This window comes from Mycobacterium paraense, assembly GCF_002101815.1.
GTDB classification, from domain to species: Bacteria; Actinomycetota; Actinomycetes; order Mycobacteriales; family Mycobacteriaceae; genus Mycobacterium; species Mycobacterium paraense.
This window is the reverse complement of record NZ_LQPM01000021.1, coordinates 37,580-63,427: the sequence shown is the minus strand read 5'-3', so window position 1 is coordinate 63,427 and position 25,848 is coordinate 37,580. Positions and strand designations below refer to the sequence as shown.

Annotated in this window: 29 protein-coding genes, 1 tRNA gene and 1 pseudogene; 18 read left to right on the top strand and 13 right to left on the bottom strand. The window is 69.0% G+C overall.

The window, feature by feature from the left end:
• Positions 1 to 72 precede the first annotated feature (72 nt).
• On the bottom strand, positions 73 to 492 hold the full coding sequence (locus tag AWB89_RS17135) for a PaaI family thioesterase (RefSeq protein WP_085175270.1): 420 nt from the start codon (positions 490 to 492) through the stop codon (positions 73 to 75).
• A gap of 98 nt (positions 493 to 590) precedes the next feature.
• Between AWB89_RS17135 and cysD the strand changes: the two are divergent.
• The 3 genes and pseudogenes from cysD to AWB89_RS17120 all read left to right on the top strand — a co-directional run bounded on the left by cysD (position 591) and on the right by AWB89_RS17120 (position 3,926).
• Positions 591 to 1,567 (top strand): annotated as a pseudogene (gene cysD, locus AWB89_RS17130) (sulfate adenylyltransferase subunit CysD).
• On the top strand, positions 1,567 to 3,408 hold the full coding sequence (gene cysC, locus AWB89_RS17125) for an adenylyl-sulfate kinase (protein WP_085175268.1): 1,842 nt from the start codon (positions 1,567 to 1,569) through the stop codon (positions 3,406 to 3,408). The pseudogene cysD and the gene cysC overlap by 1 nt, the downstream one beginning before the upstream one ends.
• Before the next feature lie 32 nt (positions 3,409 to 3,440).
• Entirely contained in the window at positions 3,441 to 3,926 is a 486-nt protein-coding gene (locus AWB89_RS17120) for an Rrf2 family transcriptional regulator (RefSeq protein WP_085092819.1), read from the top strand.
• On the opposite strand, the gene AWB89_RS17115 is transcribed toward AWB89_RS17120, so the two are convergent.
• On the bottom strand, positions 3,923 to 4,312 hold the full coding sequence (locus tag AWB89_RS17115; protein ID WP_085175266.1) for a VOC family protein: 390 nt from the start codon (positions 4,310 to 4,312) through the stop codon (positions 3,923 to 3,925). The two genes, AWB89_RS17120 and AWB89_RS17115, sit on opposite strands and share 4 nt — an antisense overlap.
• A 26-nt stretch (positions 4,313 to 4,338) precedes the next feature.
• Positions 4,339 to 4,752, bottom strand: coding sequence for a VOC family protein (locus tag AWB89_RS17110; RefSeq protein WP_085092852.1), 414 nt, complete (start codon positions 4,750 to 4,752; stop codon positions 4,339 to 4,341).
• A gap of 39 nt (positions 4,753 to 4,791) precedes the next feature.
• Here AWB89_RS17110 and AWB89_RS17105 point away from each other — a divergent pair, with 39 nt between their 5' ends.
• A complete protein-coding gene (locus AWB89_RS17105; protein ID WP_085175264.1) occupies positions 4,792 to 5,670 on the top strand; it encodes an LLM class flavin-dependent oxidoreductase in 879 nt (292 codons plus the stop codon).
• A 16-nt stretch (positions 5,671 to 5,686) separates the two neighbouring features.
• On the opposite strand, the gene AWB89_RS17100 is transcribed toward AWB89_RS17105, so the two are convergent.
• Together AWB89_RS17100 and AWB89_RS17095 are read right to left on the bottom strand one after the other, a co-directional pair.
• On the bottom strand, positions 5,687 to 7,402 hold the full coding sequence (locus AWB89_RS17100; RefSeq protein ID WP_085092813.1) for an NAD-binding protein: 1,716 nt from the start codon (positions 7,400 to 7,402) through the stop codon (positions 5,687 to 5,689).
• Between the two features lie 158 nt (positions 7,403 to 7,560).
• Positions 7,561 to 7,932: a nuclear transport factor 2 family protein gene (locus AWB89_RS17095; RefSeq protein ID WP_085175261.1), complete on the bottom strand. Its 372-nt coding sequence runs from the start codon at positions 7,930 to 7,932 to the stop codon at positions 7,561 to 7,563.
• Between AWB89_RS17095 and AWB89_RS17090 the strand changes: the two genes are divergently transcribed.
• Together AWB89_RS17090 and AWB89_RS17085 are read left to right on the top strand one after the other, a co-directional pair.
• A complete protein-coding gene (locus AWB89_RS17090; RefSeq protein WP_174627844.1) occupies positions 7,931 to 8,503 on the top strand; it encodes an NUDIX domain-containing protein in 573 nt (190 codons plus the stop codon). The two genes, AWB89_RS17095 and AWB89_RS17090, sit on opposite strands and share 2 nt — an antisense overlap.
• Positions 8,504 to 8,533: 30 nt before the next feature.
• Complete coding sequence (locus AWB89_RS17085) at positions 8,534 to 9,064, top strand: pyridoxamine 5'-phosphate oxidase family protein (RefSeq protein WP_085175257.1); 531 nt, start codon at positions 8,534 to 8,536, stop codon at positions 9,062 to 9,064.
• On the opposite strand, the gene AWB89_RS17080 is transcribed toward AWB89_RS17085, so the two are convergent.
• Together AWB89_RS17080 and AWB89_RS17075 are read right to left on the bottom strand one after the other, a co-directional pair.
• Positions 9,052 to 9,591, bottom strand: a complete 540-nt coding sequence (locus AWB89_RS17080) for a TetR/AcrR family transcriptional regulator (RefSeq protein ID WP_241520523.1) — start codon at positions 9,589 to 9,591, stop codon at positions 9,052 to 9,054. The genes AWB89_RS17085 and AWB89_RS17080 overlap by 13 nt on opposite strands.
• 11 nt (positions 9,592 to 9,602) lie before the next feature.
• Entirely contained in the window at positions 9,603 to 10,592 is a 990-nt protein-coding gene (locus tag AWB89_RS17075) for an NAD-dependent epimerase/dehydratase family protein (RefSeq protein ID WP_085175252.1), read from the bottom strand.
• Positions 10,593 to 10,674: 82 nt separating this feature from the next.
• Here AWB89_RS17075 and AWB89_RS17070 point away from each other — a divergent pair, with 82 nt between their 5' ends.
• Positions 10,675 to 11,487: an SDR family NAD(P)-dependent oxidoreductase gene (locus tag AWB89_RS17070; RefSeq protein WP_085175250.1), complete on the top strand. Its 813-nt coding sequence runs from the start codon at positions 10,675 to 10,677 to the stop codon at positions 11,485 to 11,487.
• On the opposite strand, the gene AWB89_RS17065 is transcribed toward AWB89_RS17070, so the two are convergent.
• Positions 11,484 to 12,464, bottom strand: a complete 981-nt coding sequence (locus AWB89_RS17065; protein ID WP_085175248.1) for an Lrp/AsnC family transcriptional regulator — start codon at positions 12,462 to 12,464, stop codon at positions 11,484 to 11,486. The genes AWB89_RS17070 and AWB89_RS17065 overlap by 4 nt on opposite strands.
• Before the next feature lie 101 nt (positions 12,465 to 12,565).
• On the opposite strand from AWB89_RS17065, the gene AWB89_RS17060 reads away from it, so the two are divergent.
• On the top strand, positions 12,566 to 13,423 hold the full coding sequence (locus AWB89_RS17060; protein WP_085175246.1) for an LLM class flavin-dependent oxidoreductase: 858 nt from the start codon (positions 12,566 to 12,568) through the stop codon (positions 13,421 to 13,423).
• On the opposite strand, the gene AWB89_RS17055 is transcribed toward AWB89_RS17060, so the two are convergent.
• Positions 13,420 to 14,208, bottom strand: a complete 789-nt coding sequence (locus AWB89_RS17055; protein ID WP_085175279.1) for an SDR family NAD(P)-dependent oxidoreductase — start codon at positions 14,206 to 14,208, stop codon at positions 13,420 to 13,422. The two genes, AWB89_RS17060 and AWB89_RS17055, sit on opposite strands and share 4 nt — an antisense overlap.
• A 45-nt stretch (positions 14,209 to 14,253) precedes the next feature.
• Here AWB89_RS17055 and AWB89_RS17050 point away from each other — a divergent pair, with 45 nt between their 5' ends.
• The 3 genes from AWB89_RS17050 (at position 14,254) to odhI (ending at position 15,839) form a co-directional block, all read left to right on the top strand.
• The gene (locus AWB89_RS17050) at positions 14,254 to 14,820 is read left to right on the top strand and encodes a carboxymuconolactone decarboxylase family protein (protein WP_085092795.1); all 567 of its coding nucleotides are present in this window, start codon (positions 14,254 to 14,256) and stop codon (positions 14,818 to 14,820) included.
• Between the two features lie 4 nt (positions 14,821 to 14,824).
• On the top strand, positions 14,825 to 15,325 hold the full coding sequence (locus tag AWB89_RS17045; RefSeq protein ID WP_085092793.1) for a nitroreductase family deazaflavin-dependent oxidoreductase: 501 nt from the start codon (positions 14,825 to 14,827) through the stop codon (positions 15,323 to 15,325).
• An 82-nt stretch (positions 15,326 to 15,407) separates the two neighbouring features.
• Positions 15,408 to 15,839, top strand: a complete 432-nt coding sequence (odhI, locus tag AWB89_RS17040) for an oxoglutarate dehydrogenase inhibitor Odhl (protein ID WP_085092791.1) — start codon at positions 15,408 to 15,410, stop codon at positions 15,837 to 15,839.
• 7 nt (positions 15,840 to 15,846) lie between these two features.
• Here the strand turns inward: odhI and AWB89_RS17035 are convergent, their stop codons facing one another.
• Together AWB89_RS17035 and AWB89_RS17030 are read right to left on the bottom strand one after the other, a co-directional pair.
• A complete protein-coding gene (locus AWB89_RS17035; RefSeq protein ID WP_085092789.1) occupies positions 15,847 to 16,074 on the bottom strand; it encodes a hypothetical protein in 228 nt (75 codons plus the stop codon).
• Between the two features lie 148 nt (positions 16,075 to 16,222).
• Positions 16,223 to 16,990 carry a cutinase family protein gene (locus AWB89_RS17030; RefSeq protein ID WP_085175244.1) on the bottom strand — a complete coding sequence of 256 codons (768 nt, stop codon included), beginning with the start codon at positions 16,988 to 16,990 and terminating at the stop codon, positions 16,223 to 16,225.
• 104 nt (positions 16,991 to 17,094) lie between these two features.
• Here AWB89_RS17030 and AWB89_RS17025 point away from each other — a divergent pair, with 104 nt between their 5' ends.
• Entirely contained in the window at positions 17,095 to 17,397 is a 303-nt protein-coding gene (locus tag AWB89_RS17025) for a DUF732 domain-containing protein (RefSeq protein WP_085175242.1), read from the top strand.
• Between the two features lie 41 nt (positions 17,398 to 17,438).
• Here AWB89_RS17025 and AWB89_RS17020 read toward each other — a convergent pair.
• Together AWB89_RS17020 and AWB89_RS17015 are read right to left on the bottom strand one after the other, a co-directional pair.
• Positions 17,439 to 17,511 (bottom strand) — tRNA-Arg (locus AWB89_RS17020).
• Between the two features lie 86 nt (positions 17,512 to 17,597).
• Entirely contained in the window at positions 17,598 to 18,566 is a 969-nt protein-coding gene (locus AWB89_RS17015; RefSeq protein WP_085175240.1) for a GlxA family transcriptional regulator, read from the bottom strand.
• 98 nt (positions 18,567 to 18,664) lie between these two features.
• Here AWB89_RS17015 and AWB89_RS27305 point away from each other — a divergent pair, with 98 nt between their 5' ends.
• The 6 genes from AWB89_RS27305 (at position 18,665) to thrC (ending at position 25,848) form a co-directional block, all read left to right on the top strand.
• On the top strand, positions 18,665 to 19,120 hold the full coding sequence (locus AWB89_RS27305; RefSeq protein WP_158089830.1) for a tautomerase family protein: 456 nt from the start codon (positions 18,665 to 18,667) through the stop codon (positions 19,118 to 19,120).
• Positions 19,117 to 20,259: an alanine racemase gene (locus AWB89_RS17010; RefSeq protein WP_158089829.1), complete on the top strand. Its 1,143-nt coding sequence runs from the start codon at positions 19,117 to 19,119 to the stop codon at positions 20,257 to 20,259. Before AWB89_RS27305 ends, AWB89_RS17010 begins: the two co-directional genes overlap by 4 nt.
• Positions 20,260 to 20,372: 113 nt before the next feature.
• Positions 20,373 to 22,025 (top strand): arginine--tRNA ligase, encoded by a 1,653-nt coding sequence (gene argS / locus AWB89_RS17005; protein ID WP_085175236.1) that lies wholly within the window; start codon positions 20,373 to 20,375, stop codon positions 22,023 to 22,025.
• Positions 22,022 to 23,440 (top strand): diaminopimelate decarboxylase, encoded by a 1,419-nt coding sequence (lysA, locus tag AWB89_RS17000; protein WP_085175234.1) that lies wholly within the window; start codon positions 22,022 to 22,024, stop codon positions 23,438 to 23,440. Before argS ends, lysA begins: the two co-directional genes overlap by 4 nt.
• Before the next feature lie 3 nt (positions 23,441 to 23,443).
• Positions 23,444 to 24,769 (top strand): homoserine dehydrogenase, encoded by a 1,326-nt coding sequence (locus AWB89_RS16995; RefSeq protein ID WP_085092775.1) that lies wholly within the window; start codon positions 23,444 to 23,446, stop codon positions 24,767 to 24,769.
• Positions 24,766 to 25,848: a threonine synthase gene (gene thrC / locus AWB89_RS16990; RefSeq protein ID WP_085175232.1), complete on the top strand. Its 1,083-nt coding sequence runs from the start codon at positions 24,766 to 24,768 to the stop codon at positions 25,846 to 25,848. Before AWB89_RS16995 ends, thrC begins: the two co-directional genes overlap by 4 nt.

Here is a 25,848-nt window from a genome sequence, read left to right as displayed (position 1 = left end):
GCCACACCCCACCCGGGGGTTCTCCTCACATCAAGCCGACACGCCTGCTACCAACGTCCTGACCGAGTACAGCTAGCCCACCTTGTACGTCGCCAGGGCCTTGGCGACCAGCGTGCCGTCGGCGTCGACGATCTCGGCCTCGCAGTTGACCAGCGACCGCCCCCGCCGCAGCACCCGGCCGATCCCGATCACGTCGGTGGCCCGCGCCGGCGCCAGGAAATCCAGCGCCATCGACACCGTCACCCCGCGCAGTTGCGGCGGAGCCTCGGCGCCGCACCAGGCCGCCGCCATCACGGTCAGGTCCGCCAGCGTCGCGATGGCGCCGCCGTGGACCATGTCGCCGACGGTGACATTGCTGGGGTCCCACGGCAGCCGCAGCCGCACCTCGTCGTCGCCGAGCTCGTCGGCGATGATCCCCAGCTTCGCGACGAACGGCGATTGGGGGAGGAATTGCGCAATAACTTCGCGGCCGCTCTGCGTTCCAGTTGTCATGTGTCCATGCTTTCGCACCGGTGAGCGCCCGCAAATACCCGGCAGGTCATTGACATGGGCGGGGCCGGCTGGTTCCATAGACGGCAATGAGCATAAAGATGGTCAATCCGATCAGCTTTATCAGGAATACACGACGAGGTAGCCGATGACCAGCGCTGTGAACGCGGCCCCCGCCGCCGGCCAGTACGAGTTGAGCCACTTGCGCTCGCTCGAGGCCGAGGCGATCCACATCATCCGGGAGGTGGCCGCCGAGTTCGAGCGGCCGGTGCTGCTGTTCTCCGGTGGCAAGGACTCCATCGTCATGCTGCACCTGGCGCTCAAGGCGTTCCGCCCCGGACGGCTGCCCTTCCCGGTGATGCACGTCGACACCGGCCACAACTTCGACGAGGTGATCGCCGCCCGCGACGAGCTGGTCGCCGAGTCCGGCGTGCGGCTGGTGGTGGCCTCGGTGCAGGAGGACATCGACGCGGGGCGCGTCGTCGAGACCATCCCGTCGCGCAACCCGATCCAGACGGTGACGCTGCTGCGCGCCATCCGGGAGAACAAGTTCGACGCCGCGTTCGGCGGCGCGCGCCGCGACGAGGAAAAGGCGCGGGCCAAGGAGCGAGTGTTCAGCTTCCGCGACGAGTTCGGGCAGTGGGACCCCAAGGCCCAGCGGCCCGAGCTGTGGAACCTCTACAACGGCCGGCACCACAAGGGCGAGCACATCCGCGTCTTCCCGCTGTCGAACTGGACCGAGTTCGACATCTGGTCCTACATCGGCGCCGAGAAGGTCAAGCTGCCGTCGATCTATTTCGCGCACCGGCGCAAGGTGTTTCAGCGCGACGGCATGCTGCTGGCGGTGCACCGGCACATGCAGCCGCGCCCCGACGAGCCGGTGTTCGAGGCGACGGTGCGGTTCCGCACCGTCGGTGACGTCACCTGCACCGGGTGCGTGGAGTCCGAAGCCTCCACCGTCTCGGAGGTCATCGCCGAGACGGCGGTGTCCCGGCTGACCGAGCGCGGTGCGACCCGCGCCGACGACCGCATCTCGGAGGCGGGCATGGAAGACCGGAAACGACAGGGCTACTTCTGATGACAACTCTATTGAGGCTCGCCACCGCGGGCTCCGTCGACGACGGCAAGTCCACCCTGATCGGGCGGCTGCTCTACGACTCCAAGGCCGTGATGGAGGACCAGTGGGCGTCGGTCGAGCGCACGTCCAAGGAACGCGGTCACGACTACACCGACCTGGCGCTGGTCACCGACGGCCTGCGGGCCGAGCGGGAGCAGGGCATCACCATCGACGTCGCCTACCGCTACTTCGCCACGCCCAAGCGGAAATTCATCATCGCCGACACCCCCGGCCACATCCAGTACACCCGCAACATGGTGACCGGCGCGTCGACCGCCCAGCTGGTGATCGTCCTCGTCGACGCCCGCCACGGCCTGCTCGAGCAGTCCCGGCGGCACGCCTTCCTGGCGTCCCTGCTGGGCATCCAGCACATCGTGCTCGCCGTCAACAAGATGGACCTGATCGACTGGGACAAGGAAAGATTCGAGTGGATCCGCGACGAGTTCCACGCCTTCGCGGCCCGGCTGGACGTGCAGGACGTGGCCACCATCCCGATCTCGGCGCTCAACGGCGACAACGTGGTGACCAAGTCGGACAACGCGCCCTGGTACGAGGGGCCGGCGCTGCTGTCGCACCTCGAAGAGGTCTACATCGCCGGTGACCGCAACCTGGTCGACGTGCGCTTCCCGGTGCAATACGTCATCCGGCCGCACACCCACGAGCATCAGGACCACCGCAGCTACGCCGGCACCGTGGCCAGCGGGGTGATGCGCCCCGGCGACGAGGTGGTGGTGCTGCCGATCGGCAAGACCACCCGGATCACCGCGATCGAGGGCCCCAACGGCCCTGTGGAAGAAGCGTTTCCGCCGATGGCCGTCTCGGTCAGCCTCGCCGACGAGATCGACATCTCCCGCGGCGACATGATCGCCCGCACCCACAACCAGCCCAGGGTCGCGCAGGAGTTCGACGCGACCGTGTGTTGGATGGCCGACAACTCGGCGCTGGAGCCCGGCCGCGACTACCTGATCAAGCACACCACCCGAACGACGCGCGCGCGGGTCACCGCGCTGGAGTACCGGCTCGACGTCAACACCCTGCATCGCGACAAGGGTGCAGAGGCGTTGCAGCTCAACGAACTTGGCCGCATCTCGCTGCGCACCCAGGTTCCTTTGCTGCTCGACGAGTACACCCGCAACTCCAGCACCGGCTCGTTCATTCTGATCGACCCGAACACCAATGGCACGGTGGCGGCGGGCATGGTGTTGCGCGACGTCTCGGCGCAGACGTCGAGCCCGAACACGGTGCGGCACAAGTCGCTCGTCGGTGCGGGATCGCGGCCGCGGGGCAGGACGATCTGGTTCACCGGCCTGTCGGGTTCGGGCAAGTCGAGCGTGGCCATGGAGGTTGAGCGCAAGCTGCTCGAAAGCGGTTTTCCCGCATACGTTCTCGACGGTGACAACCTGCGCCACGGCCTGAACGCCGATCTCGGCTTTTCGATGGCCGACCGGGCGGAGAACCTGCGCCGGCTCGCGCACGTGGCCGCGCTGCTGGCCGACTCCGGCCAGACCGTGCTGGTGCCGGCGATCAGCCCGCTGGCCGAGCATCGCGAACTGGCGCGCAAGGTTCATGCCACGAGCGGGCTGGACTTCTTCGAGGTCTTCTGCGACACCCCCCTCGGCGACTGCGAGAAGCGTGATCCCAAGGGGCTATACGCCAAAGCACGCGCGGGTGAGATCGCCAACTTCACCGGCATCGACAGCCCTTATCAGCAGCCGGAGAACCCGGACCTGCGGCTGACGCCGGATCGCGGCGTCGACGAGCAGGCGCAGCTGGTAATCGACCTGCTGGAGTTGCGCCCCTAAGCACCCGCTCGCGTGAATGGCACAATCCTCACATGCGGATGTCGGCCAAGGCGGAGTACGCGGTGCGGGCGATGGTCCAGCTCGCGACGGTCGATCCCGGCACCCTGGTGACGACGGACGAATTGGCCCAGGCCCAGGGCATACCGCCGCAGTTCCTCGTCGACATCCTCACCAACCTGCGCACCGACCGCCTGGTGCGCAGCCACCGCGGCCGCGAAGGCGGCTACGAGCTGGCCCGCCCCGGCAGCGAGATCAGCATCGCCGACGTGCTGCGCTGCATCGACGGCCCGCTGGCCAGCGTCCGCGACATCGGGCTCGGTGACCTGCCGTATTCGGGACCCACCGCGCCGTTGGCCGACGTCTGGCGCGCGCTGCGGGCCAGCATGCGCTCGGTCCTGGAGGAAACGACCCTGGCCGACGTCGCGGCCGGCGCGCTGCCCAAGCACGTCGCACAGATGGCCGACGACTATCGGAGCCAGGAACACGCCCGGCACGGCTCGCCGCGCAGCGGCGATTAGCCGCCCGAGCCGTAGGGGCGGGTCAGGATCTCCATGGCATGCCCTGAGGGATCCAGGAAGTAGACGCCGCGGCCGCCGTCCCTGACGTTGATCTCGCCGGGCCGCTGGCGGCCGGGATCCGCCCAGTGCTGCAAGCCGCGGTCGGCGATTTTGCCGTAGATGGCGTCGAAGTCGTCGTCGGATACAAGGAACGCGTAGTGCTGCCGCCGGATCTCTTCGCCCTCCGGCGCATCGGCGTAATCGAGGGTGGCGCCGTGCTCGAGCTCGACGGCCATGAAGTGGCCGAACGGCTTCGGGCTGGGCAACCCGAACAGCTCGGCGAGGAATTCCGCGGACTCCCGCTTGTCGCGCGCGGCGACGATGGTGTGGTTGAAACTGATCGCCATAGTTCCCTTTTACCCCTCCGGGATCCTTATTTCGGCGCCGTCAGTTCCAGCGCGATGTTGTCCGGGTCGCGGAACTCCAGGATGTAGGACGGCCCAATGTCTTTGATGGGCTCGTGCTCCACGCCGACTTCGTCGAGATGGGCGGCCGCGGCCTCCAGCTCGGCCTTGCTGCCGACCCGGAACGCGATGTGGTCGAGGCCGACACGATCCTCGTCGAACCGGTCCGTCGCGACCGGGCGCAGGCCGAGCAGCGTGCCGCCCAGGTCGTAGATGACGCCGCCGAACAGGAAGCCGAACTGGCTGCGGGTGGCCTCGTCGGCGTTCTCGGGGACCTCGAGCAACACCGGCCAGCCGAAGACGCTCTCGTAGAACTGCCGGGACCGCTCGATGTCGGTCACGGTCAGCCGGACGTGTGCGATGGAGGTGCTGGTCAAACCCATCCAGCCCATGCTGCCAGAATCGCCTACGTGCAGATAGCGATGACCATGCCGGTGATGGAGCCGGATTTGGATGCGGCGGTGCTCGAAGACTGGGCCCGCGCGATCGACGAGGGCCCGTTCTCGTCGCTGTGCTGGGGTGAGCGGATCGCGTTCGACAACCCGGACAACCTGACCCTGCTCGGGGCGCTGGCCGCCTGGACCCATCGGGTGCGGCTGTTGACCACCGTGATCGTCCCGCAGCTGCACGATCCGGTGATGCTGGCGAAGGCGCTCTCGACTGGCGACATGCTGTGCGGCGGGCGGCTGACGGTCGGCATCGGTGTGGGCGGCAGGCTCGAGGACTATCACGCCGTGGGCGCCGACCCGGCGACGCAGACCATCCGCGGCATGGCCGACCGGGTGGCGGCGATGAGGAAAGTGTGGGCCGGCGAAAAGCTCACCGAGTCGGTGCTGCCCGTCGGCCCGGCCCCGGTCCAGCCCGGTGGCCCGCCGCTGTTCGTCGGCAGCATCGGGCCGAAGACGATCCGCAGCGCCGCGGCGTGGGCCGACGGGCTGGCGGGCACCACGCTGGACCTCGACGTCGCCAAGCAGAACGAGCTGTTCGACGTGGCGCGCGACGCGTGGGCGCAGGCCGGCAGGCCCAAGCCGCATCTGGTGACGTCGTTCTGGTTCGCGTTCGGCCCGCCCGAGCAGGCCCGCGCCCAGGTGCATCGCCACCTGCGGCGCTACATGAACTGGATACCGGCCGAGTACGTCGACGCGATGGCGCCCATGACCGGCTGGGCCGGCAGCGAGGACGAGCTGCTGGCCGTGCTGCGCAAGTTCGAGGGCATCGGCACCGACGAGGTCCAGCTCATCCCGACGAGTTCGGACGTCGACCAGCTGCGCCGCGCGGCCGACGTGGCGGCCCAGCTGTAGGTCGCCAGCTAGGCGGCTAGGCCGGGCGGCGCTCCCCGCCGATCTCGGGCTGCTGGGGCGGCTGCCCCTTGCGCAGCGTCGCCAGCAGCTCGCGGTACGGGCCGACGAGGTAGACGGTGTCGCCGGCGCACAGCCGCGCGTCGCGCCGCGGGTGCAGCTGCACCGGCGCGTCCTCCCGGGTGATCGCGATGACCCGGGTGTGGGTGGACAGCTCGAACATCCGCAGCCCGTCCAGTTCGCTGCGGGCCGCCACGTGCATGCCGCCGACCATGAACGAGCGCTGCCCCACCCAGAACGTCCCGAGCACCTGCAGCCCCATGGCGGCGCCGATGAACCACGGGACGGCCAACTCGACGGTGGAGCGAACGTGTTCGAAGCCGAACCGCTGCGACACGGCGACGCCCAGCGCCGTGTCGAATATCCGCAGCACGATCGGCACGTCGGGCCGGACGACGTCCGGCATCACCCGGGGCCCCAACATCTCGCGCAGCACGATCCCGATCTCGATGTTGACCATGTCGTCCTGCGTCAGCACCGCGACCGCGCGGGCGTGCTCAACCCGGGCCGACTCCAGGGTCTGAGCCAGCGTCGCGTCCCCGAAGACGACGGGCACCTCGAGCTCGGCCGCCGTCGACAGGAAGCGGTTGTTCTCGTCGCGCTCGATGACCGCGACGTCGTAGCCCGCCGCGACCAGGTCCCGGACGACCCGGCTGCCGAACGAGCCCAGCCCGACCACGATGATGTGGTTGCGCAGGTGGCGCGCCTGCCGGCGGCCGGCCGAGTAGGCGAAGCGCCGGGACAACAGCAGGTCGGCGATGAACGCGACCAGCAGCGCGGTGGTCATCACGCCGGCGAACATCAGCGTGATGCTGAACAGCCGCAACCAGGTGGGTTGGTGCAGGAAACTGAAGTCGCCGTAGCCGACGGTCGCGATCGTCTCGGTGCTGAAGTACAGCGCGTCGACCCACGTCATCCCGGGATGGGGTTGATAGGTGAACCGCAACACGATCGTCGACCCGATCAGCAGGCCCAGCGCGGCGGCCAGCGCGCGGAAAAACATCGGGTTGACGTCGTTGCGCAGGGTTCGCAACGCGTCGAACGCCCGTCGCAGCTGGGGTGGGCGGGTGCGCACGCGGGTCGCCCGAGCGATCTTGATCCCCAGGGCGGACAGCTCATCCGGCGTGCCGATCATCGCGGTCCAGTCGCCGGCCTGCACCGGCAGGTCGCGGCCCGGGCAGGCCACCACCTCGCCGGGGTTGGGCGAGTTGCTGCCGTGAATCACCGCCACCGGCGCCAGGTCGCCGTAGATCTCGCGCAGGGTTCCGTCCCGGGGCGCCTCGGCGTCGGAGACGACGAACTTGATGCCGGCCGCCTCGAACGGGTGCGTGCTGTGGGCCAGGCACGCCTCCACCACCGAGGGCGCAGCGAGGTCGGCGACGTCCAGGATCGCCCCGGGTCCGTTGTCGTCGGCCACCGCTTCGCGGAGCACGTCATTGCCCAGCCGCGCGACCACCCGCACCCTGGGGTTGGCTTTCCTTGCCAGCAAAGCGATTTCGAGGTTGATCGCATCGTCGTCCCCGGCGCAGACGACTGCGATCGCGCGATCGGCCTCGACGTGGGCAAGCTCGGCGGGGCTGCTGAGCTTGACGACGCTGACGCCGGCGTTGTTCAGCTCGTCGATGATCGTCGTGGCCAGCGCGTCCTCACCGCTGACGATGATGTGCCGTCGCATGCTAGAGCGGTGGATCGTCGTCGTGAGGGTTCATCGATGCATTATCGCCGCCGACGCCCCGAGAAACGAGCTTTAACCCGCCGAAATCCCGGCTCGCTCGGTCGCCGATGAGGGGACTGCGGCGGAACCCTTGTGCCGCAACCGAAGCCGCGGCCCGCTCAGAGGACCTTGACGTCGGCCGGCGACCAGAACGCCCGCATCGAGGTGATCTTGGCGTCCTCGTCGAATTTCATGTGCGAGATGGGCGAGATGCGGCTGCGGCTGTCACCGGTGTCGAGCGTGAGGTGCCACAAATACGCCGCCTCGCTGCCGCCGACGCGCAGCTCCACGAGTTCGGTGTCTTTCTTGAGGTCCTGGAACCCCGCGTAGAACTCGCGGATGGCGTCGTGTCCGCGCCGGACGTCCGAACCGATCGGGTCCTCGACGGTCGCGTCGGCGGCATACAGGTTGAGGATCTCGTCGGTTTTGCCGGCGGCGACGAGCTCGAGGTAGCTGTTGACGGTCTGTGCGATGGCTTCCTGGGAGGGCATGGCTTGGGAACATACTCCTCGCGATACTGGCGGGGTGCCTTTCATCGAATGCGTCTCGTCCCGCGAGATCTATCGGAACCGCTGGCTGGTGATCCGGGAAGACGACATCCGCCGTCCCGACGGGAGTCTGGGCATCTACGCCGTGGTGGACAAGCCGACGTACGCGCTGGTGATGCCGTACGACGGGAGCCGGTTTCGGCTCGTGGAGCAGTACCGCTACCCGCTCGGCGCGCGGCGCTGGGAGTTCCCGCAGGGCAGCGCCCCGGATCTTGTCGACGCCGAGCCGGCAAAGTTGGCCGAGCGCGAGTTGCGCGAGGAGACCGGACTGCGCGCGACGTCGTTCGAGGCGCTCGGCCAGCTCGACGTCGCCGCGGGGATGAGCAGCCAGCGCGGCTGGGTGTTCCTGGCCACCGGGATCGCCGAGGGCGAATCGGATCGCGAGCACGAGGAACAGGACATGCGCAGCGAATGGTTCTCGCGCGAAGACGTCGAGGAAATGATGCGCACCGGGGTGATCGTCGACGCGCAGTCCGTCGCCGCCTACGGATTGTTCCTGCTGCGGGAGCGATGAATTCCACCGCCGCCATCGGTCAATACCGGCATGACGATCACACACCGCAATCTCGACGGGTACGGGGCGCCTCCGATTGGCTGGGACCGCGTCAAGGCAGTGCTGGACGGTGAGCTGACGCAGGCGCCGGGCAGCGGCGGCCCGCAACGCCACACCGTGTGGCTCACGACGATCAATCCGGACGGAAGCCCGCATGTGACGGCCGTCGGGACGACGCAGGACAACGGCAGCTGGTACTTCACCTCGGGCCCGGCGACCCGCAAGTCGCGCAACCTGGGCCGCGATCCGCGATGCGCGTTCAGTGTGGCGACGGAACCGTTCGACTTGGTCATCGAGGGCGTCGCGCGGCGGGTCACTTCCGGGACCGAATTGGCTTCCGTGGCGGACTCTTTCGTGCGCGGTGGATGGCCGTGCGAGGTTGCGGGCGACGCGCTGACGGCGGAGTACAGCGCGCAATCGGCCGGCCCGGCGCCGTGGCACGTGTATCGGATGGAGCCGTCGACGGTGGTCGCGCTGGGAACCTACGAGCCGTTCGGCGCGACGAAGTTTCAGCTCGCCTGAGCGGGGAGGCCGGCGGCGGCCCGGATCTCGCGGCGCGCTGCGGCGGGGTCGGCGTCGGGAAAAATGTAGTGGCTCATCGCGGTTCGCGCGACCGCACCGGCGAGGTCGCGGGGATCGACCGCCGTCGCGAAGGCGCCCTCGCGGGCGCAGAGCTGTAACACGGCCGTCAGCCCGTCGGCGAGCATCGGCAGCGCCTGCGCCATCTGGTCGTGCGCAAACGCCGGCTCCAGGTCGAGCAGCCGGCCGGGCGGCTGGACGTCGACGAACGTCGCGACGACGTCGATCGCGGCCTGAAGCCGCGCGACCCCGACGACGCCGGACATCGCTTGGTCCAACGCGGCGTTGAAGCGCCGCCGCTCGCGTTTGCCGAGCGCGTCGATGAGCTCCTCTTTGGACGCGAAGTAGCGGTAGAGCGTGGGCCGCGACACCCCGGCCCGGGCCGCCACGTCCGACAGCGACAGCCTGCGCGCCCCGGCCCGGAACACCAGCCGCTGGGCCGCGTCGAGGATCCGATCGGCCAGGTCCACCACGGCGATCCCTACAGCTTGCCGAGCTCGCGCAGCCACGAGATCAGCAGTCGCAGGCCGTCATCGAAGGACATGGGCGCATAGCCGAGGCGCCGGCTGGTCAGGTTGTTGGTCGCCCTGGGCCTGCGCTCGCTCTTGGCCGCGGCGGCGGCGATGGCCATCAGGGTGGGCCCGAATTCGGCGGTCAACGCCTCGGGATCCGTGCGGTAGTCGAGATCCTCGACGCGATGATCGATTCCGGCGATCTCGCAGGCGCGATTGATGCCGCCGGCGGTGCTGAAGGTGTCCTCGGGGCGGCCCACCAGCAGGTAGCGCTCGCCGGCCACGCCCTTGTCCAGCGCGGCGATCGATCCCTTGGCGACGTCGGCGCCGGCGACCCAGGTCACCGGAAAAGCCAGGTAGCGCTTGATCTTTCCGCGCATCCCGGCGAGCAGCACCCGGTTGAAGCTGGTGCGGTGCAGGGCGCGCTCGACGACCAGGCCGGGCCCGAAGATCGCGCCAGGATGGCAGGTCAGGACGTCGTCGCCGGCGGCGGCACGCTCGTGCGCGTCGAGGAAGGCGGCGAGCTTGGTGACGGTGTAGGGGTCGCCCGGCGGATTGCGCAGCACGGGCGCCTCTTCGAAATCGGCGCCGGTGCTCAGGTCCAGGAACGTGGCGGTGCTCAGGGCGACGACGCGGCGCATGCCGTGCGCCTTGGCCGCATCCAGCACGTTGGCGGTGCCGACCATGTTGACGGCCTTGAAGTCGTCCAGGTCTTGGCTCGCGCCGCCCAGCAGTGCCGCGCAGTGAATGGCCGCGTCGGCGCCCTTGGCCGCGCGCAGGACGTCGTCGGCGTCGGTGATGTCGCCCCTGATCAGTTCCACGCCGATCCCGGCCAGCGCCGTCGCGTCGTCGGGGTTGCGCACCAGCGCGCGCACGTGGTCGCCGCGCTCGATCAGCTGCTGGCACACATTGCCGCCGGTCTGTCCGGTCGCGCCGGTGACGAAGATCGTGCTGGTCATGGCGGCCCTCCACTGATTACAGATCAAACATAATCAGTAAAGACTGTAAACCTTGACGTCGCATTGTCCTATATTCAGCTGCATGACACTCGACCCCTCCAGCGTCCTTCTGACCGACCGTGTCGCGGTGGTCACCGGCGGCGGCGCGGGCATCGGCCGCGGCATCGCGGCGGGGCTGAAGGCTTTCGGCGCGCGGGTCGCCATCTGGGAGCGCAACCCGGAATCGTGCGCGGCGGCCGCCGAGGAGATCGGCGCGCTGGGGCTTCCCGTCGACGTGCGCGACAGCACCGCGGTGGACGCCGCGTTGGCGCAGACGACCGCCGAACTCGGGACGGTGAGCATCCTGGTCAACAACGCCGGCGGGGTGTTCTGGTCGGGCATCCTCGACACCAGCGAAAACGGTTGGGACGCACTGTACAAGGCGAACCTGCGCCACGTTTACCTGTGCACGCAGCGGGTGGCGCGCATCCTCGTCGAACAGAAGCTGCCGGGCAGCATCATCAGCGTCACCTCGATCGAGGGCGTGCGCGCCGCACCCGGCTACGCCACCTACGCGGCCGCCAAGGCGGGCGTCATCAACTACACCAAGACCGCGGCGCTGGAACTCGCGCCGCACGGGATCCGGGTCAACGCGCTGGCGCCCGACATCACCCTGACCGAAGGCATCAGGGCAATCGCGCCGCCCGGCTCCGAGCAGCGATTCGGCCTCACCGTGCCGATGGGCCGTGCCGGTCACGTCGACGAAATGGCAGGCGCGGCAGTCTTTCTGGCCTCCGAGATGTCCAGCTATATCACCGGCCAAACGATCCACGTCGACGGCGGCACCCACGCCGCCAGCGGCTGGTATCACCACCCGGAGACCGGCGCCTACGCGCTGGGACCGACGAGCGGCTAGGCGCGAATCAACCGGCCGCGCGACACCAGCGAGCCGACCTGCTTGAGCCGCTTACTGCGGACGCTGACGTCGTAGGCCTGGATGTCGTCGACGGTGGCCAGGCGCTCGGCGATGTAGCGATAGAGGTGGCCGGCGTCTCGGCAGATCACCACGACCATCAGGTTGGCCGGACCGCTGACCGCGACGACCGAGGCGACCTCGGGATGCCGCGCGATCTGTTCGGCCACCGACGCGAGATGGCGCGGCGCCGTGGAGATCCAGATCATCGCGTTCAGCATGAACCCGAGCCGCTCCGGCAGCACGTCGAGGTCGTAGGCGAGCGTGTCGGAGGCCTGTAGCGCGGCCAGTCGGCGCTTGACGCGCGCCGGCGACCACCCGGTGAGCGTCGCCAGTGCGTTGTCGGCGATGCGGCCATCGTTGGCCAACGCCTCCAGCAGCGGCTGATCGCCGGCCGTGGGCGCGGCGGGCCGATCGGGCCTCGCGCCCTCGACCTGCTGCCGCAGCGCCTTGATCTGGTCCTCGTCCAGGGCGTGGCCGTGGCCCGTCCAGTGGGCGCCCGCTGGTGACCCGAAGACGTTGAGTACCAAGTCGATCCGCATCTCGAGGACCGCCGGCGTGCGGGGGAGCCGGTGCAGCAGACCGTCGCCGGCGTCGCCGATCGGCGCGCGGACCACGCAGACGAGTTCGGTGCCCCCCGACAACACGTTGGCATGGGTGACGTCGGGCCGGCGGACCAGCGCCTCGGCGAGCCGGGGCAGGTTGTCGGGTTTGGCGCGCACCCGGACGATCCACTGGTCTTCGCCGTACACCCGCGGGTTCACCACGCCGATCACGCGGAGGGCGCCGTCGCGGCGCAGGGCCCGGTAGCGGCGCGCGACGGTTTGTTCGCCGGCGCCGATCACCTCGGCGATACGCCGGAACGGCGCCCGCGGCGCGACCTGCAGCGCGTGCAGAATATGACCGTCCAGCGGCTCCATAGTGAGGAAAACAGTACAGAACTACGGGCAATATGTCCTATTTTTGCCGTCAGAGTGGGTTTTACTGTCCAGAATCGACGGCAAGGGCCGATGCTGGGGCTGTGAAGCTGGGAATCGGGCTGCCGAACCACATCGCCGGCGTCGCCGGCCCGGCCATCGTCCAATGGGCCCGCCGTGCCGAGCGGCGCGGGTTCGAATCCGTCGCGACGATCGACCGCCTGCTCTACCCCGGTATCGACCCGCTGATCGCCCTGGCCACCGCAGCCGGAGCCACCGACGAACTGACCCTGGTGACGAATGTCCTTCTGTCCCCGCTGTATCCCGTCGTTCCGCTGGCCAAGCAGCTCGCCAGCGTGGCTCACACCTCCGGCGGCCGTCTGGTCGTCGGTCTGGGGGTGGGTAACCGCTGCGATGACTACGCCGCCACCGGCGCCGATTTCCGCGGCCGTGGCCGGATCCTCGACGAACAGGTGGAGCACATGCGCGAGCTGTGGGCCGGTGGGCCGGTCGGCGGCGACGGCTCGTTATGCCCAGCGCCCGTGCACATTCCGCTGCTCTTCGGTGGACGGTCGGCGGCGACGGTACGGCGGGTCATCGGCACCGGCGAGGGGTGGGCCGCCGGCGCCGTGCGGCACTACGACGAACAGGCGGCGCTGGCCGAGCGCATCCGGGCCGGTTGGCAGGCCGCGGGCCGGCCCGGGCGTCCCTACCTGCAGGCATCGGTGAACTTCGGGCTCGGGTCGGCCGACGCCGTCGCGGCGGGCAGGGACCACCTGGCGCGCTACTACGGGTTCGCCCCGGAGTATGCAGCGGTGAACGTCGCCGACATGGTCTGCTCGGCGGACGACGCGCGCGACACCGTCCGCCGGTATCGGGAGCTGGGCTTCGACCGGCTGCTGTTCCACCCGACAAGCGAGGCCGTCGACCAGGTTGACCGCCTGGCCGACGCGATCCTCTAGTCGCCGGTATCAAGGCCGATGTGCGCCGACATCCCGCCGTCGATCGCGATCATCTGCCCGGTGATGTAGCGCGACTGCTCCGAGGCCAGGAAAACCACCAGCTCGGCAACGTCTTTCGGTTCTCCGAGGTATGGCGTCAACGTGGCGCGGCCAAGCCCGCCGATGACATCCTCGGACAGGTGCGCGCGCACCGCGTCGGTCAGGATCAGCCCCGGCACGATCGTGTTCGCCCGCACGCCGCCCTTTCCCTCGCTCGTCGCCACGTACATCGTCAGCGCGTGCACCCCGGACTTCGACACGCCGTAGGCCAGCCGCGTCTTGTCGCCCGACAGCGCCGCCCCCGAGGACATGTTGACGATGGAACCGCCGCCGCCCCTTCGCATTTCGGGGACAGCGTACTTGCACATCAGCAGCTGGCTTCCGAGGTTGACGTCCAAGGACCGTCGCCACACCTCCAACGGCATCTCGGCCACCGTGGTGTCGCGCGACAAGAAGTCACTCGCGGTGAGCGCGGCGTTGTTGTGCAGCACGTCGATTCGGCCGAACTCAGCGACGGTGGACCGCACCACGTCGCGCGCCGTGTCCTCCTCGGCGAGGTCGCCGCCGAGCGCCAGTGCCCTTGCCCCGGTTCGCCGGATCTCGTCGGCGACCCCGGCGGCCTTGGCCTCGTCGATGTCGACGACCGCGACGGCGGCGCCCTCGCGGGCCAATACGTGCGCGGTCGCCGCGCCGATTCCACCCGCGCCCCCGGTGACTATCGCGACCTTTCCGGCAAGTCTGGACATCGAGTTCTCCTTTTGGCCGACGCACAAAAAAGTTAGCCTGATTCGATGCCGCGTATTGCGCCAATCCCGATGGAAGAGCTCAGCTCCCATTCCCGCGAAATCGTGGAGGCCGGCGTCGCAGCCGGTCTGTACGCGACGCCGGTGCCCCTGCAGATCTTCGCGTACCGCAGCGCGCAGCTCGACCAGGTCAACGCGGCCAGGACCACGCTCGGTGCCGGCACGCTGCTGGGCGGCCGGATCCTGGAGTTGCTGCGCATCCGCAGCGCGCAGCTCGGCGAATGCGAACCGTGCAGCCAGTCGCGCAAGCACGACTCGATCACCGACGAGGACGTCGCCTGCCTGCTCGCCCCAGGCCACGGCGCGCTCACCCCGCAGGAGCAGATGGCCGTCGAGTTCCTCGACCTGCTCTCCTCCGACCACCACGCCATGGACGACGAGTTCTACAAGCGCCTGGGCGAGCACTTCACCGCCGCGCAGATCATCGAGTTGGGGTTCACCTGCGCCGGGGTGATGGGCTTGCACCGCTTCATCCACACCCTGGACGTCTACGGCGACTCGGCGCCCGTCATCGGGTACGACCGGGAACAGGTCGACAGCACCAAGCCGGCGTGACGCCGTGTCGGACCTGTCCTTCGATCACGCCAACCCATTTCACCGGTTCATGCGCAGCTTCGCGGCCACGGCGGTGGGCGGGGCTATTCTCCGCCCGACCGCCCACCACCTCGACCGACTGATCACGAAGGTCACCGGGGGCAGGAGCAGCTTCGCCGCACTCGCGACCGGGGTTCCCGCGGTCATCCTGACCACCACCGGCGCCAAATCGGGGGAGCCGCGCACCGTCGCGCTGTACGGCATCCCGCACCCCGACGGCGTGGCCCTCATCGCGTCCAACTTCGGCGGCGCGAAGCACCCGGCCTGGTACCACAACCTGAGGGCGCATCCGGAGGCCACGGTGTCGATCGGCCGCGACACCTGGGGCGCCACCGCCCGCCTCGCCAGTCCAAGGGAGCGCGACGAGATCTGGTCCAAGGGCCTCAAGATGTACCCGGGGTGGAGCAAGTACGAGGTGCGCGCCGGCGACCGCCACATCGAGGCGTTCATCCTCCGCCGGACCTGAAGCGGCATAAGACCGCCGGAAGGTGGGTATTTCTCTTGGCCTAGCGGGCATCTGATCGTGCCCGAGGCGGTGGGAGCGACATATGAACCGCGGCGACGACGACCAACACCTCACCCAAGCGGTGGGCGAGACGACCGCCGACTACGGCACGCAGTTTCTCGACGAGCCGGATGACGGTTCGACCGCCACCGAGGCACCCCCCGTCGAAGGGCTGCCGAGCGGAGCGGCGCTGCTGATCGTCAAGCGCGGCCCGAACGCCGGTTCCCGGTTCTTGCTCGACCGCCCCGTCACCTCGGCCGGGCGCCATCCCGACAGCGACATTCTTCTCGACGACATCACCGTGAGCCGCCGTCACGCGGAGTTTCGGCTCGACGAGGACGCCAACTGGGTCGTCGCCGACGTCGGCAGCCTCAACGGCACCTACGTCAACCGGCAGCCGGTGGACTCAGGGGTGCTGGCCAACAACGACGAAGTGCAGATCGGTAAGTTTCGGCTGGTCTTCTTGACCGGATAGGCCCGGGTCAGCTCTTCATTCCCCGCTCACTCCGGATCAGCAGAGCGGGTCCGCCGAGCATCAGGGCCAGTGCGAAGCCGGTGATGTCGGTGCTGGTGGGTTGGTGGGTGCTCATATCGAACGCGGTGACCCCGAAGGTGGCGAGCAGCGTCAGCACGAAGATCATGCCGGTGTAGCGGGTGGGCGCAAACGCGAGGAACACGAGCCCGATCAGAGCGATAAACAGCGACAACATCAGGTCGGTGCCTGAGCTTCGCGTCCCACCAACGTTGCCTCCTCGTCTGAGCGCCCGGCTGCCAGGCACACAGCGTAGCCGCGGCGTGTTCATCTGTTGAGGCAAACGATAGATCCCCCGAACTTCGATCGTCCGCGATCAGGAGGCTTTAGCTGTTGAAGCCTCCGCGTGAAGTGGGGGACCCGACGACGGTCGGCGCGGCCGGACCCGCACCCGTCGGGGAACCTCCGCCAAGACGATCGGCCGCGAAGGCCGCGCCCTGGTCGATCATTGCCGCGTTGCTCGAGTAGGTGTCGTGCGCGGCGAAATTCATTCCGTCAGAACAGATCGGGTCACCCGCGGCGCACACCTGGGTGGTCTTGGCCTGATAGAGCGGGCCGATAGCCACGGGCGGTTCGCCGAAGAAGTTCATCGCCTTCTCGTTCGGCAGTGCGAAGAGCACGACCGAGGAGACGTGGTTGGCCACCTCGGGATCCATCGGCTTGGGGACGGTCGCCGGGTCGATCCCGGCCGGGACGGCCGCCGAGGTGACGAAGCCCATCACGGCCGCGCCCTGCGAATACCCGCCGAGCACCATCTTCGTGTTGGGGCAGTCGTGCGCCATCGACACGACATGCGCGCCCGCATCCCTGATGCCGGCCTCGCCCGCGTTCGTCCAGTCGTGGGTCGCGGGGTAGTTGACCGCGTACACGTCCAGCGACTTCGCGCCGACGCGGGGGCGCAGGGAGTCGACGAAGGCCTGTCCGGTGGGGCCGAGCCCGGGAGGGTCGTCGGTGCCGCGGGCGAACACGACCTGAACGTCGGGGCACGGGTCGGCGGAGGCGACGGGGATTGCAGACGCGAGGACAGAAGCGCTGACGCTAGAGGCCGCGACTACCGCAGGAGGGAGAACACGAGGGATCTGACGCGCGATCATGCCGCGGTGTGCCCACTTCTGCGATTTCTAAACCCCGTCTTCGGGCACCGGCCCGCCGGCTCAGCCCGACGCGCGCCGGGTGAACCCGGCTACCATGCAGGGTCATGACGCGCCTTGCCGCGCTGGTGGCAGCGGCCCTTTTCCTGTTTGTTCCGTCCGCTCGGGCGGACGACAACGACACCGCGTTCCTGAATGCGCTGCACAACCAGGGGATCTCCAGCGCCAAGGGGGATCAGGGCCTGATCAACATGGGTCACAAGATGTGCGCCCTGTTGGCGCAGGGCCGCAACATGGATTCGATCGTGGGCATGTTCCAGTCGCACGAGCGCAACGGGATGACGGACGACGACGTGAGGTTTTTGGTGCGAACTTCCGCCACGTCATACTGCCCCGAATATGCGCAGTAACGGTTACTGGTGCGCGCGGTGCTGAGCTGCGGCGGAGCTTGTGCCCCCGGCAGGATTCGAACCTGCGGCCTTCTGCTCCGGAGGCAGACGCTCTATCCCCTGAGCTACGGGGGCGCATCGAATCGATGTTGCGCCATTGGGCCCAGCCAGAGTAACGCATCGACGTGACGGTCGTGACCCCGCCACAGCTCAAGAGCCGATCACGACGCCCTCGTCTGAGCGCTCGGGCGCAGCGCCCCGGGCGATTGCCCGGTGTGCTTCTTCACCAGTCGGTGCAGCGTCGCCGGATCCGCCAATCCCACTGCCGCAGCGATCTCTTCGAGCGGCATGCGCGTGGTGCGCAACAGATGCAGTGAGCGCTCGAGGCGAACTCTCTGCACCAGCTGCAGCGGACTGAGGCCCACAGCGTTTCGCGTCCGGCGCGCCAGCGTTCGGGTGCTGAGGCCGCACCGACGGGCCAGCGAGTCGAGCGTGTGCGATTCGTCCAGCCGCGACCTGACGAAACGCTCAAGGCTGGCGACCGTCTCGTCGCGCGCCGCCAGGTGCGAGGGGATCAGAAAGCTCGCCTGCGACGTGCGTTGATCGGCGACGAGCCGGTTCGCGAGTTCGTCGGTAAGCGCCGCGCCGCCGAGCTCGCGCATCAGCGCCAGCATCAGGTCGATGTGCGCGAACGCGCTTCCGGCCGTCCAGATCGACCCATCGCGAACAACCATGTCATCGATGACGACGTTGGCCGAAGGCGCGACCCGGGCGAGGTCTGCCCCGAGCCACCAGGTCGTGACGCAGCGCCGCTGATCGAGCAGTCCGGCGGCGGCCAGGACGAATACGGCCGTGCACGACGCCGCGATCTGGGCGCCACGGGCGTTCCCATCGGCCAGCCACTGGGCAGCGGCGGCGACGTCGGCGCCGCAGAGCCGCTCGGCAATCTCCTCGGGCTGCGCGGCGCCCAGCCCGGGGACGACCACGACATGTCGCGCCGTGGCGTCCGCGAGGGGTACCGCGGCGACGGCCAGGCCACCGCGCAGGTCAACGTGGCGCTGCGGTGACACGAACCGAAGGTCGAACGCGGGGGTGGCGAGGATCCGGTTCGCCGCCGAGATCACGTCGATCGTCACGCCCACCGCGCTCGCGCTGGCGCCGTCCAGGACCAGGACGTCGAATCCGATCATGTGGCGAATTATGCAAGAAAGCTGTCTGCCTTGCCACTGGCTTGTGCCGCGCCGCTCGGGCAGATTACGGGAGCAACACCCTCGGAAAGGTAGATGTCATGCCGTTGATGCACGTAGCCCTGACGCCCGGCGCCTTCGACGACACCGGCAAGCAGCGCCTGGTAACGGGCCTCACCGAGGCGGCGTGCCGTGCCGAATCGGTGCCCGACCAGCCCCAGCACCGGATGCGGGCCCTGGTCCTGCTGCACGAGCTGTCGCCCGGGTGCTTTTACTCCGCCGGCGCCTCGGCGGACGCCGCGGTCGCCGGCGTATTCATCGATTGGCACGTCAGCGCCGGGGTTCTCGACGGGGCCCGCAAGGCGCAATTCGCAGGGGAGATCCAGCAGGTCGCCGCGTCCGCGGCCGGCACCAATGGCGACAAGATGGTCGTCACGTCCTGCGTCATCCACGAGGTGCCCGAAGGCCAGTGGGCGCAAAACGGCGCGATTCGCCGGCTGCCCGACATCGTCCCGCAGGCGGGATTCGAGCACCTGACGTCCGTGGCGCCCGGATGACGGTTCGTCCGGCAGACCACTTGGCGCAGGCCATGATCGGCGAGCCGAACTCGCGCTTCCGCCTGCCGACGCCGGCGCTGATCCTCGACGAGGCCGCGCTGGACACCAGCATCCACCACATGGCCGAGCGGGTGCGAGACCAGGTCGCACTGCGCCCACACGCCAAAACCCACAAATGCGCCTGGATCGCGGCAAAGCAGATCGCAGCCGGCGCCGTAGGGATCTGCTGCGCCAAAATCGGGGAAGCCGAAGCGCTTTCGGCGGCCGGCGTGCGCGGCATTCTCCTGACCTCGCCCGTCGCCGACCCTGCGATGCCTAAGCGCCTCTGCGACGTGGCGGCGATCGACACCGGATTTGCGTGCGTCGTGGACCATCGCGACCCGGTCGGCGCGCTGAGCGCGGAAGCGTGCCGACGGGGCATTCGAGTCAACGTCGTCATCGACGTCGACGTGGGGCTCGGCCGCACGGGCGTTTCCGGTCCGGAGCAGGCGGTCGCTTTGGCGGAGCACGTCCAACGGTGCGAGGGGCTGGTGTTTGCCGGCGTTCAGGGCTACGGGGGTCATTGGCAGCACATCGCCGGCTTTCAAAAGCGTTGTGACGCAGTCCGTATCGGCATGGAGCGGCTGTCCCGCGTGGTCGACGCGATTCGAACTTCCGGCTACCCCGTCGGCATCATCACCGGCGGCGGCACCGGGACCGTGGCGGCCGATCTTGATTTGGGTGTCCTCAACGAATTGCAGCCGGGCTCGTATGTGTTCATGGATGTGCAGTACTCCGACGCACTGGGCGACGATGACGACGGAGCCTTCGACACCAGCCTGTGGGTTTCCAGCCAGGTGGTGAGCGTCAACGCCGACGCGATCGTCACCGTCGACGCCGGTCTCAAGGCTTTCGCTACGGACGGCCCCATGCCGCGGCCGGCTGGCGCGCGGTTCGGCGCCTCGACGTACATGTTTTTCGGCGACGAGCACGGTGCACTCACCCGCCCGGCCGGCTCACCCGTCAGCCTCGGGGAACGCGTGGAGTTCGTCGCCCCGCACTGTGACCCCACCGTTGATCGGTATGACGCGTACCACGTTGTCCGCGGTGACCGGCTGATGGGAATCGTGCCCATCGAGGCTGCTCGCGCCAGCCGATAGCGGCCTCACGCGCCGCGCAGCCGCTCCGCGAGCGAGCCGAGGCCCCGGTATGGTCGCGCTGCTGCCTGCAATAGATTCGGGCGGGGGGACCGGAGCCAATAGGATGGACGCTCGTGACCCCCGCTGACCTGGCTGAGCTGCTCAAAGCCACCGCTGCCGCGGTGCTTGCCGAGCGCGGGCTGGACGCTGCCGCGTTGCCGGCGGCGGTGACGGTGGAGCGGCCGCGTAATCCTGATCACGGCGACTACGCCAGCAACCTGGCGCTGCAGCTGGGCAAGAAGGTGGGCGCCAACCCGCGCGAACTGGCCGGCTGGCTCGCCGAAAAGCTGGCCGCGTCCGACGGCATCGCCTCCGCGGAGGTGGCCGGGCCCGGCTTCATCAACATGCGCCTCGAGGCCTCGGCGCAGGCCAAGATCGTCAACGACGTCCTCGACGCCGGCGACGCGTTCGGATTCTCGGACGAGCTGGCCGGGCAGAAGATCAACCTGGAGTTCGTCTCGGCCAACCCGACGGGTCCGATCCACATCGGCGGCACCCGCTGGGCCGCGGTCGGCGACGCGCTGGGCCGGCTGTTGACCACCCAGGGCGCCGACGTGGTGCGCGAGTACTACTTCAACGACCACGGCGCCCAGATCGACCGGTTCGCCAGCTCGTTGATCGCCGCGGCCAAGGGCGAACCGACGCCCGCCGACGGCTACGCCGGCACCTACATCAACGACATCGCGGCGCAGATCCTGCAGAAGGCGCCCGACGCGCTCAGCCTGCCGGACGACGAGATGCACGAGACGTTCCGGGAAATCGGCGTCGACCTGATGTTCACGCACATCAAGGAATCGCTGCACGAGTTCGGCACCGACTTCGACGTCTACACCCACGAAGACTCGATGCACACCAGCGGCCGCGTCGACCAGGCCATCGCCAGGCTGCGCGAAACCGGCAACGTCTACGAGAAGGACGGCGCAACCTGGTTGCGCACCAGCGCTTTTGGTGACGACAAGGACCGCGTCGTGATCAAGAGCGACGGCAAGCCGGCCTACATCGCCGCCGACATCGCCTACTACCTGGACAAGCGGCAGCGCGGCTTCGACCTGTGCATCTACATGCTCGGCGCCGACCACCACGGCTACATCGCCCGGCTGAAGGCCGTGGCCGCCGCCTTCGGCGAGGACCCGGCCACCGTCGAGGTGCTGATCGGGCAGCTGGTCAACCTCGTGCGCGACGGCCAGCCGGTCCGGATGAGCAAGCGGGCCGGCACCGTGCTCACCCTCGACGACCTGGTCGAGGCGATCGGCGTCGACGCGGCGCGCTACAGCCTGATCCGCTCGTCGGTGGACACCGCCATCGACATCGACCTGGCGCTGTGGTCCTCGGCATCCAACGAAAACCCGGTCTATTACGTGCAATACGCGCACGCCAGGCTCTCGGCGCTGGCCCGCAACGCCGCCGAGCTGGGCCTGATCCCCGACACGAACCACCTCGAGCTGCTCACCCACGACAAGGAGGGCACGCTGCTGCGCTCGATCGGCGAATTCCCGCGCGTGCTGAAAACCGCCGCCGCACTGCGGGAACCGCATCGGGTGTGCCGCTACCTCGAAGACCTCGCCGGCGACTACCACCGCTTCTACGACTCCTGCCGGGTGTTGCCACAGGGCGACGAGCAGCCCACCGACCTGCACACCGCGCGCCTGGCGCTGTGCCAGGCCGCCCGCCAGGTCATCGCCAACGGACTGACCATCCTCGGCGTCAGTGCCGCGGAGCGAATGTGAACGTCCATCCCGCCGGTCCCCGGCACGCCGACGAGGCGCGTCACGCCGAGAGCCCGCCGCGGCCGCAATCCCCCGAGGAGCTGCTGCGGCTGGCGCCGAACGTGTGGCCGCGCAGCACGACTCGCGACGACGACGGAGCCGCTGTCATCGGCGGCCTCCCGGTGACGCAGCTCGCCCAGGAGTACGGGACCCCGCTGTTCGTCATCGACGAGGACGACTTTCGCTCCCGCTGCCAGGACCTTGCTGCGGCCTTCGGCGGTGGGGACAACGTGCACTACGCCGCCAAGGCGTTCCTGTGCACCGAGGTGGCGCGCTGGATCAACGAAGAGGGCCTGTCGCTGGACGTGTCCACCGGCGGCGAACTGGCCGTCGCGCTGCACGCCGACTTCCCGCCGGAGCGGATTATCTTCCACGGCAACAACAAATCCGTCGCGGAGCTGACCGCCGCGGTCAAGGCCGGGGTGGCGCACATCGTCCTGGACTCGATGATCGAGATCGAACGCCTCGACGCCATCGCGGGGGAGGCGGGCATCGTCCAGGACGTGCTCGTGCGCCTCACCGTCGGGGTCGAGGCGCACACCCACGAGTTCATCTCCACCGCACACGAGGACCAGAAGTTCGGGCTGTCGGTGGCCAGCGGCGCGGCGATGGCCGCGGTCCGCCGCGTGTTCGACACCGATCACCTGCGCCTGGTCGGGTTGCACAGCCACATCGGCTCGCAGATCTTCGACGTCGACGGCTTCGAAGTGGCCGCGCACCGCGTCATCGGGCTGCTGCACGACATCGTCGCCGAATTCGGCGTCGACAAGACGGCCCAGCTGTCGACCGTCGATCTCGGTGGCGGCTTTGGCATCTCGTACCTGGCGCCGGACGACCCGCCGCCGGTGGCCGAACTGGCGAACAAGCTGAGCGCCATCGTGCGCAACGAGTCGGCGGCCGTCGGGCTGCCCACCCCGCGACTCGTGGTCGAGCCGGGGCGCGCGATCGCCGGGCCGGGCACCATCACACTGTACGAGGTCGGCACCGTCAAGGACGTGGACGTCAGCAGCACGGCGCACCGGCGCTACGTCAGCGTCGACGGCGGCATGAGCGACAACATCCGCACCGCCCTCTACGACGCGCAGTACGACGCGCGGCTGGTCTCGCGCACCAGCGACGCGCCGGCGGAGCTGGCCCGGATCGTCGGAAAGCACTGCGAGACAGGCGATATCGTGGTGCGCGACACCTGGGTCCCGGGCGACCTGCAGCCGGGCGACCTGCTCGGTGTCGCCGCCACCGGCGCCTACTGCTATTCACTATCGAGCCGTTACAACATGATCGGCCGCCCCGCCGTGGTCGCCGTGCGCGGGGGGCGCGCACGGCTGATCCTGCGCCGGGAGACGGTCGACGATCTGCTGAGTCTGGAAGTGAGGTGACCCGTGCCCGGTGACGAAAAGGCCGTCGGCGTAGCGGTACTCGGATTGGGCAACGTCGGCAGCGAGGTCGTCCGCATCATCGAGGACAGCGCCGAGGACCTGGCCGCCCGCGTCGGCGCGCCGTTGGTGCTGCGGGGGATCGGCGTGCGCCGCGTCGCCGCCGACCGCGGCGTTCCGATCGGACTGCTGACCGACAACATCGAAGAGCTGGTCTGCCGCGAGGACGTCGACATCGTCGTCGAGGTGATGGGGCCGGTGGAGCCGGCGCGCAAGGCGATCCTGTCCGCGCTCGAGCACGGCAAGTCCGTCGTCACCGCCAACAAGGCGCTGCTGTCCACCTCGACCGGGGAGCTGGCGCAGGCGGCCGAAAACGCCCACGTCGACCTGTATTTCGAGGCGGCGGTCGCGGGCGCGATCCCGGTCATCCGCCCGCTCACCCAATCGCTGGCCGGTGACACGGTGCTGCGGGTGGCCGGCATCGTCAACGGCACCACCAACTACATCCTGTCCGCGATGGACAGCACCGGCGCCGACTACGACAGCGCCCTGTCCGACGCCGGCGCGCTCGGCTACGCCGAGGCCGACCCCACCGCCGACGTCGAGGGCTACGACGCCGCCGCCAAGGCCGCGATCTTGGCATCCATCGCCTTTCACACCCGGGTGCACGCCGACGACGTCTACCGCGAGGGCATCACCAAGGTCACCCCGGCCGACTTCGTGTCCGCGCGCGCCCTCGGGTGCACCATCAAGCTGCTGTCGATCTGCGAGCGGATCACCGGAGACGATGGCCAGCAACGGGTTTCGGCGCGCGTGTATCCCGCGCTGGTGCCGCTGTCACATCCGCTCGCCACGGTCAACGGCGCGTTCAACGCGGTGGTGGTCGAGGCCGCGGCCTCCGGGCGGCTGATGTTCTACGGCCAGGGCGCCGGCGGCGCGCCCACCGCCTCGGCGGTCACCGGCGACCTGGTGATGGCCGCGCGCAACCGCGTGCTGGGCAGCCGCGGGCCCAAGGAGTCGCGGTACGCCCAACTCCCCATCGCCCCAATGGGTCTCATCTCCACCCGCTACTACGTCAGCATGAACGTCGCCGACGAGCCGGGCGTGTTGTCCTCGGTGGCCGCGGAATTCGCCAAGCGCGAGGTGAGCATCGCCGAGGTTCGCCAGGAAGGCATGGTGGACGAGGACGGCCGACGGGTGGGAGCCCGGGTCGTGGTGGTCACGCACACCGCCACCGACGCCGCGCTTTCCGAAACCGTCCATGCGCTGGCCGATTTGGATGTCGTGCAGAGCGTGACAAGCGTGCTGCGATTGGAAGGAAACGGCCTGTGAGCGCTGCCCGGACGGCCACCCATCAACCCTGGCCGGGAGTGATCGCGGCGTACCGCGACCGGTTGCCGGTCGGCGACGACTGGACCCCGGTCACCCTGCTCGAGGGCGGCACCCCGCTGATCGCCGCGACCCGGCTCTCGGAAAGGACCGGCTGCACCGTCCATCTCAAGGTCGAGGGCCTCAACCCCACCGGCTCCTTCAAGGACCGCGGCATGACGATGGCCGTCACCGACGCCCTGGCCCGCGGCCAGCAGGCCGTGTTGTGCGCCTCCACGGGCAACACCTCGGCCTCGGCCGCCGCGTACGCCGCGCGCGCCGGGATCACCTGCGCGGTGTTGATCCCGCAGGGCAAGATCGCCATGGGCAAGCTGGCGCAGGCGGTGATGCACGGCGCCAAGATCATCCAGATCGACGGCAACTTCGACGACTGCCTGGAACTGGCCCGCAAGATGGCCGCCGACTTCCCGACCATCTCGCTGGTGAATTCGGTCAACCCCGTGCGCATCGAGGGGCAGAAGACGGCGGCGTTCGAGATCGTCGACGCGCTGGGCGCCGCCCCGGACGTGCACGCCCTCCCGGTCGGCAACGCCGGCAACATCACCGCGTACTGGAAGGGCTACACCGAGTACCACCAGGAAGGCCTGATCGACAGGCTGCCCCGGATGCTGGGCGCCCAGGCGGCCGGCGCGGCCCCCCTGGTGCTCGGCAAACCGGTCAGCCACCCGGAGACCATCGCCACCGCGATCCGCATCGGCGCCCCGGCGTCGTGGACGGCCGCCGTCGCGGCCCAGGAGCAATCCGGCGGGCGCTTCCTGGCCGTCACCGACGACGAGATCCTGGCGGCCTACCACTTGGTGGCCGCCTCCGAGGGCGTCTTCGTCGAGCCCGCCTCCGCGGCCAGCATCGCGGGCCTGCTCAAAGCCGTCGACGACGGCTGGGTGGAACGCGGGTCGACGGTGGTGTGCACGGTGACCGGCAACGGCCTCAAGGATCCCGACACCGCGCTGAAGGACATGCCGACCGTGTCCCCGTTGCCGGTGGACCCTGTGCTCGTCGTCGAACGATTGGGTCTCGCGTAA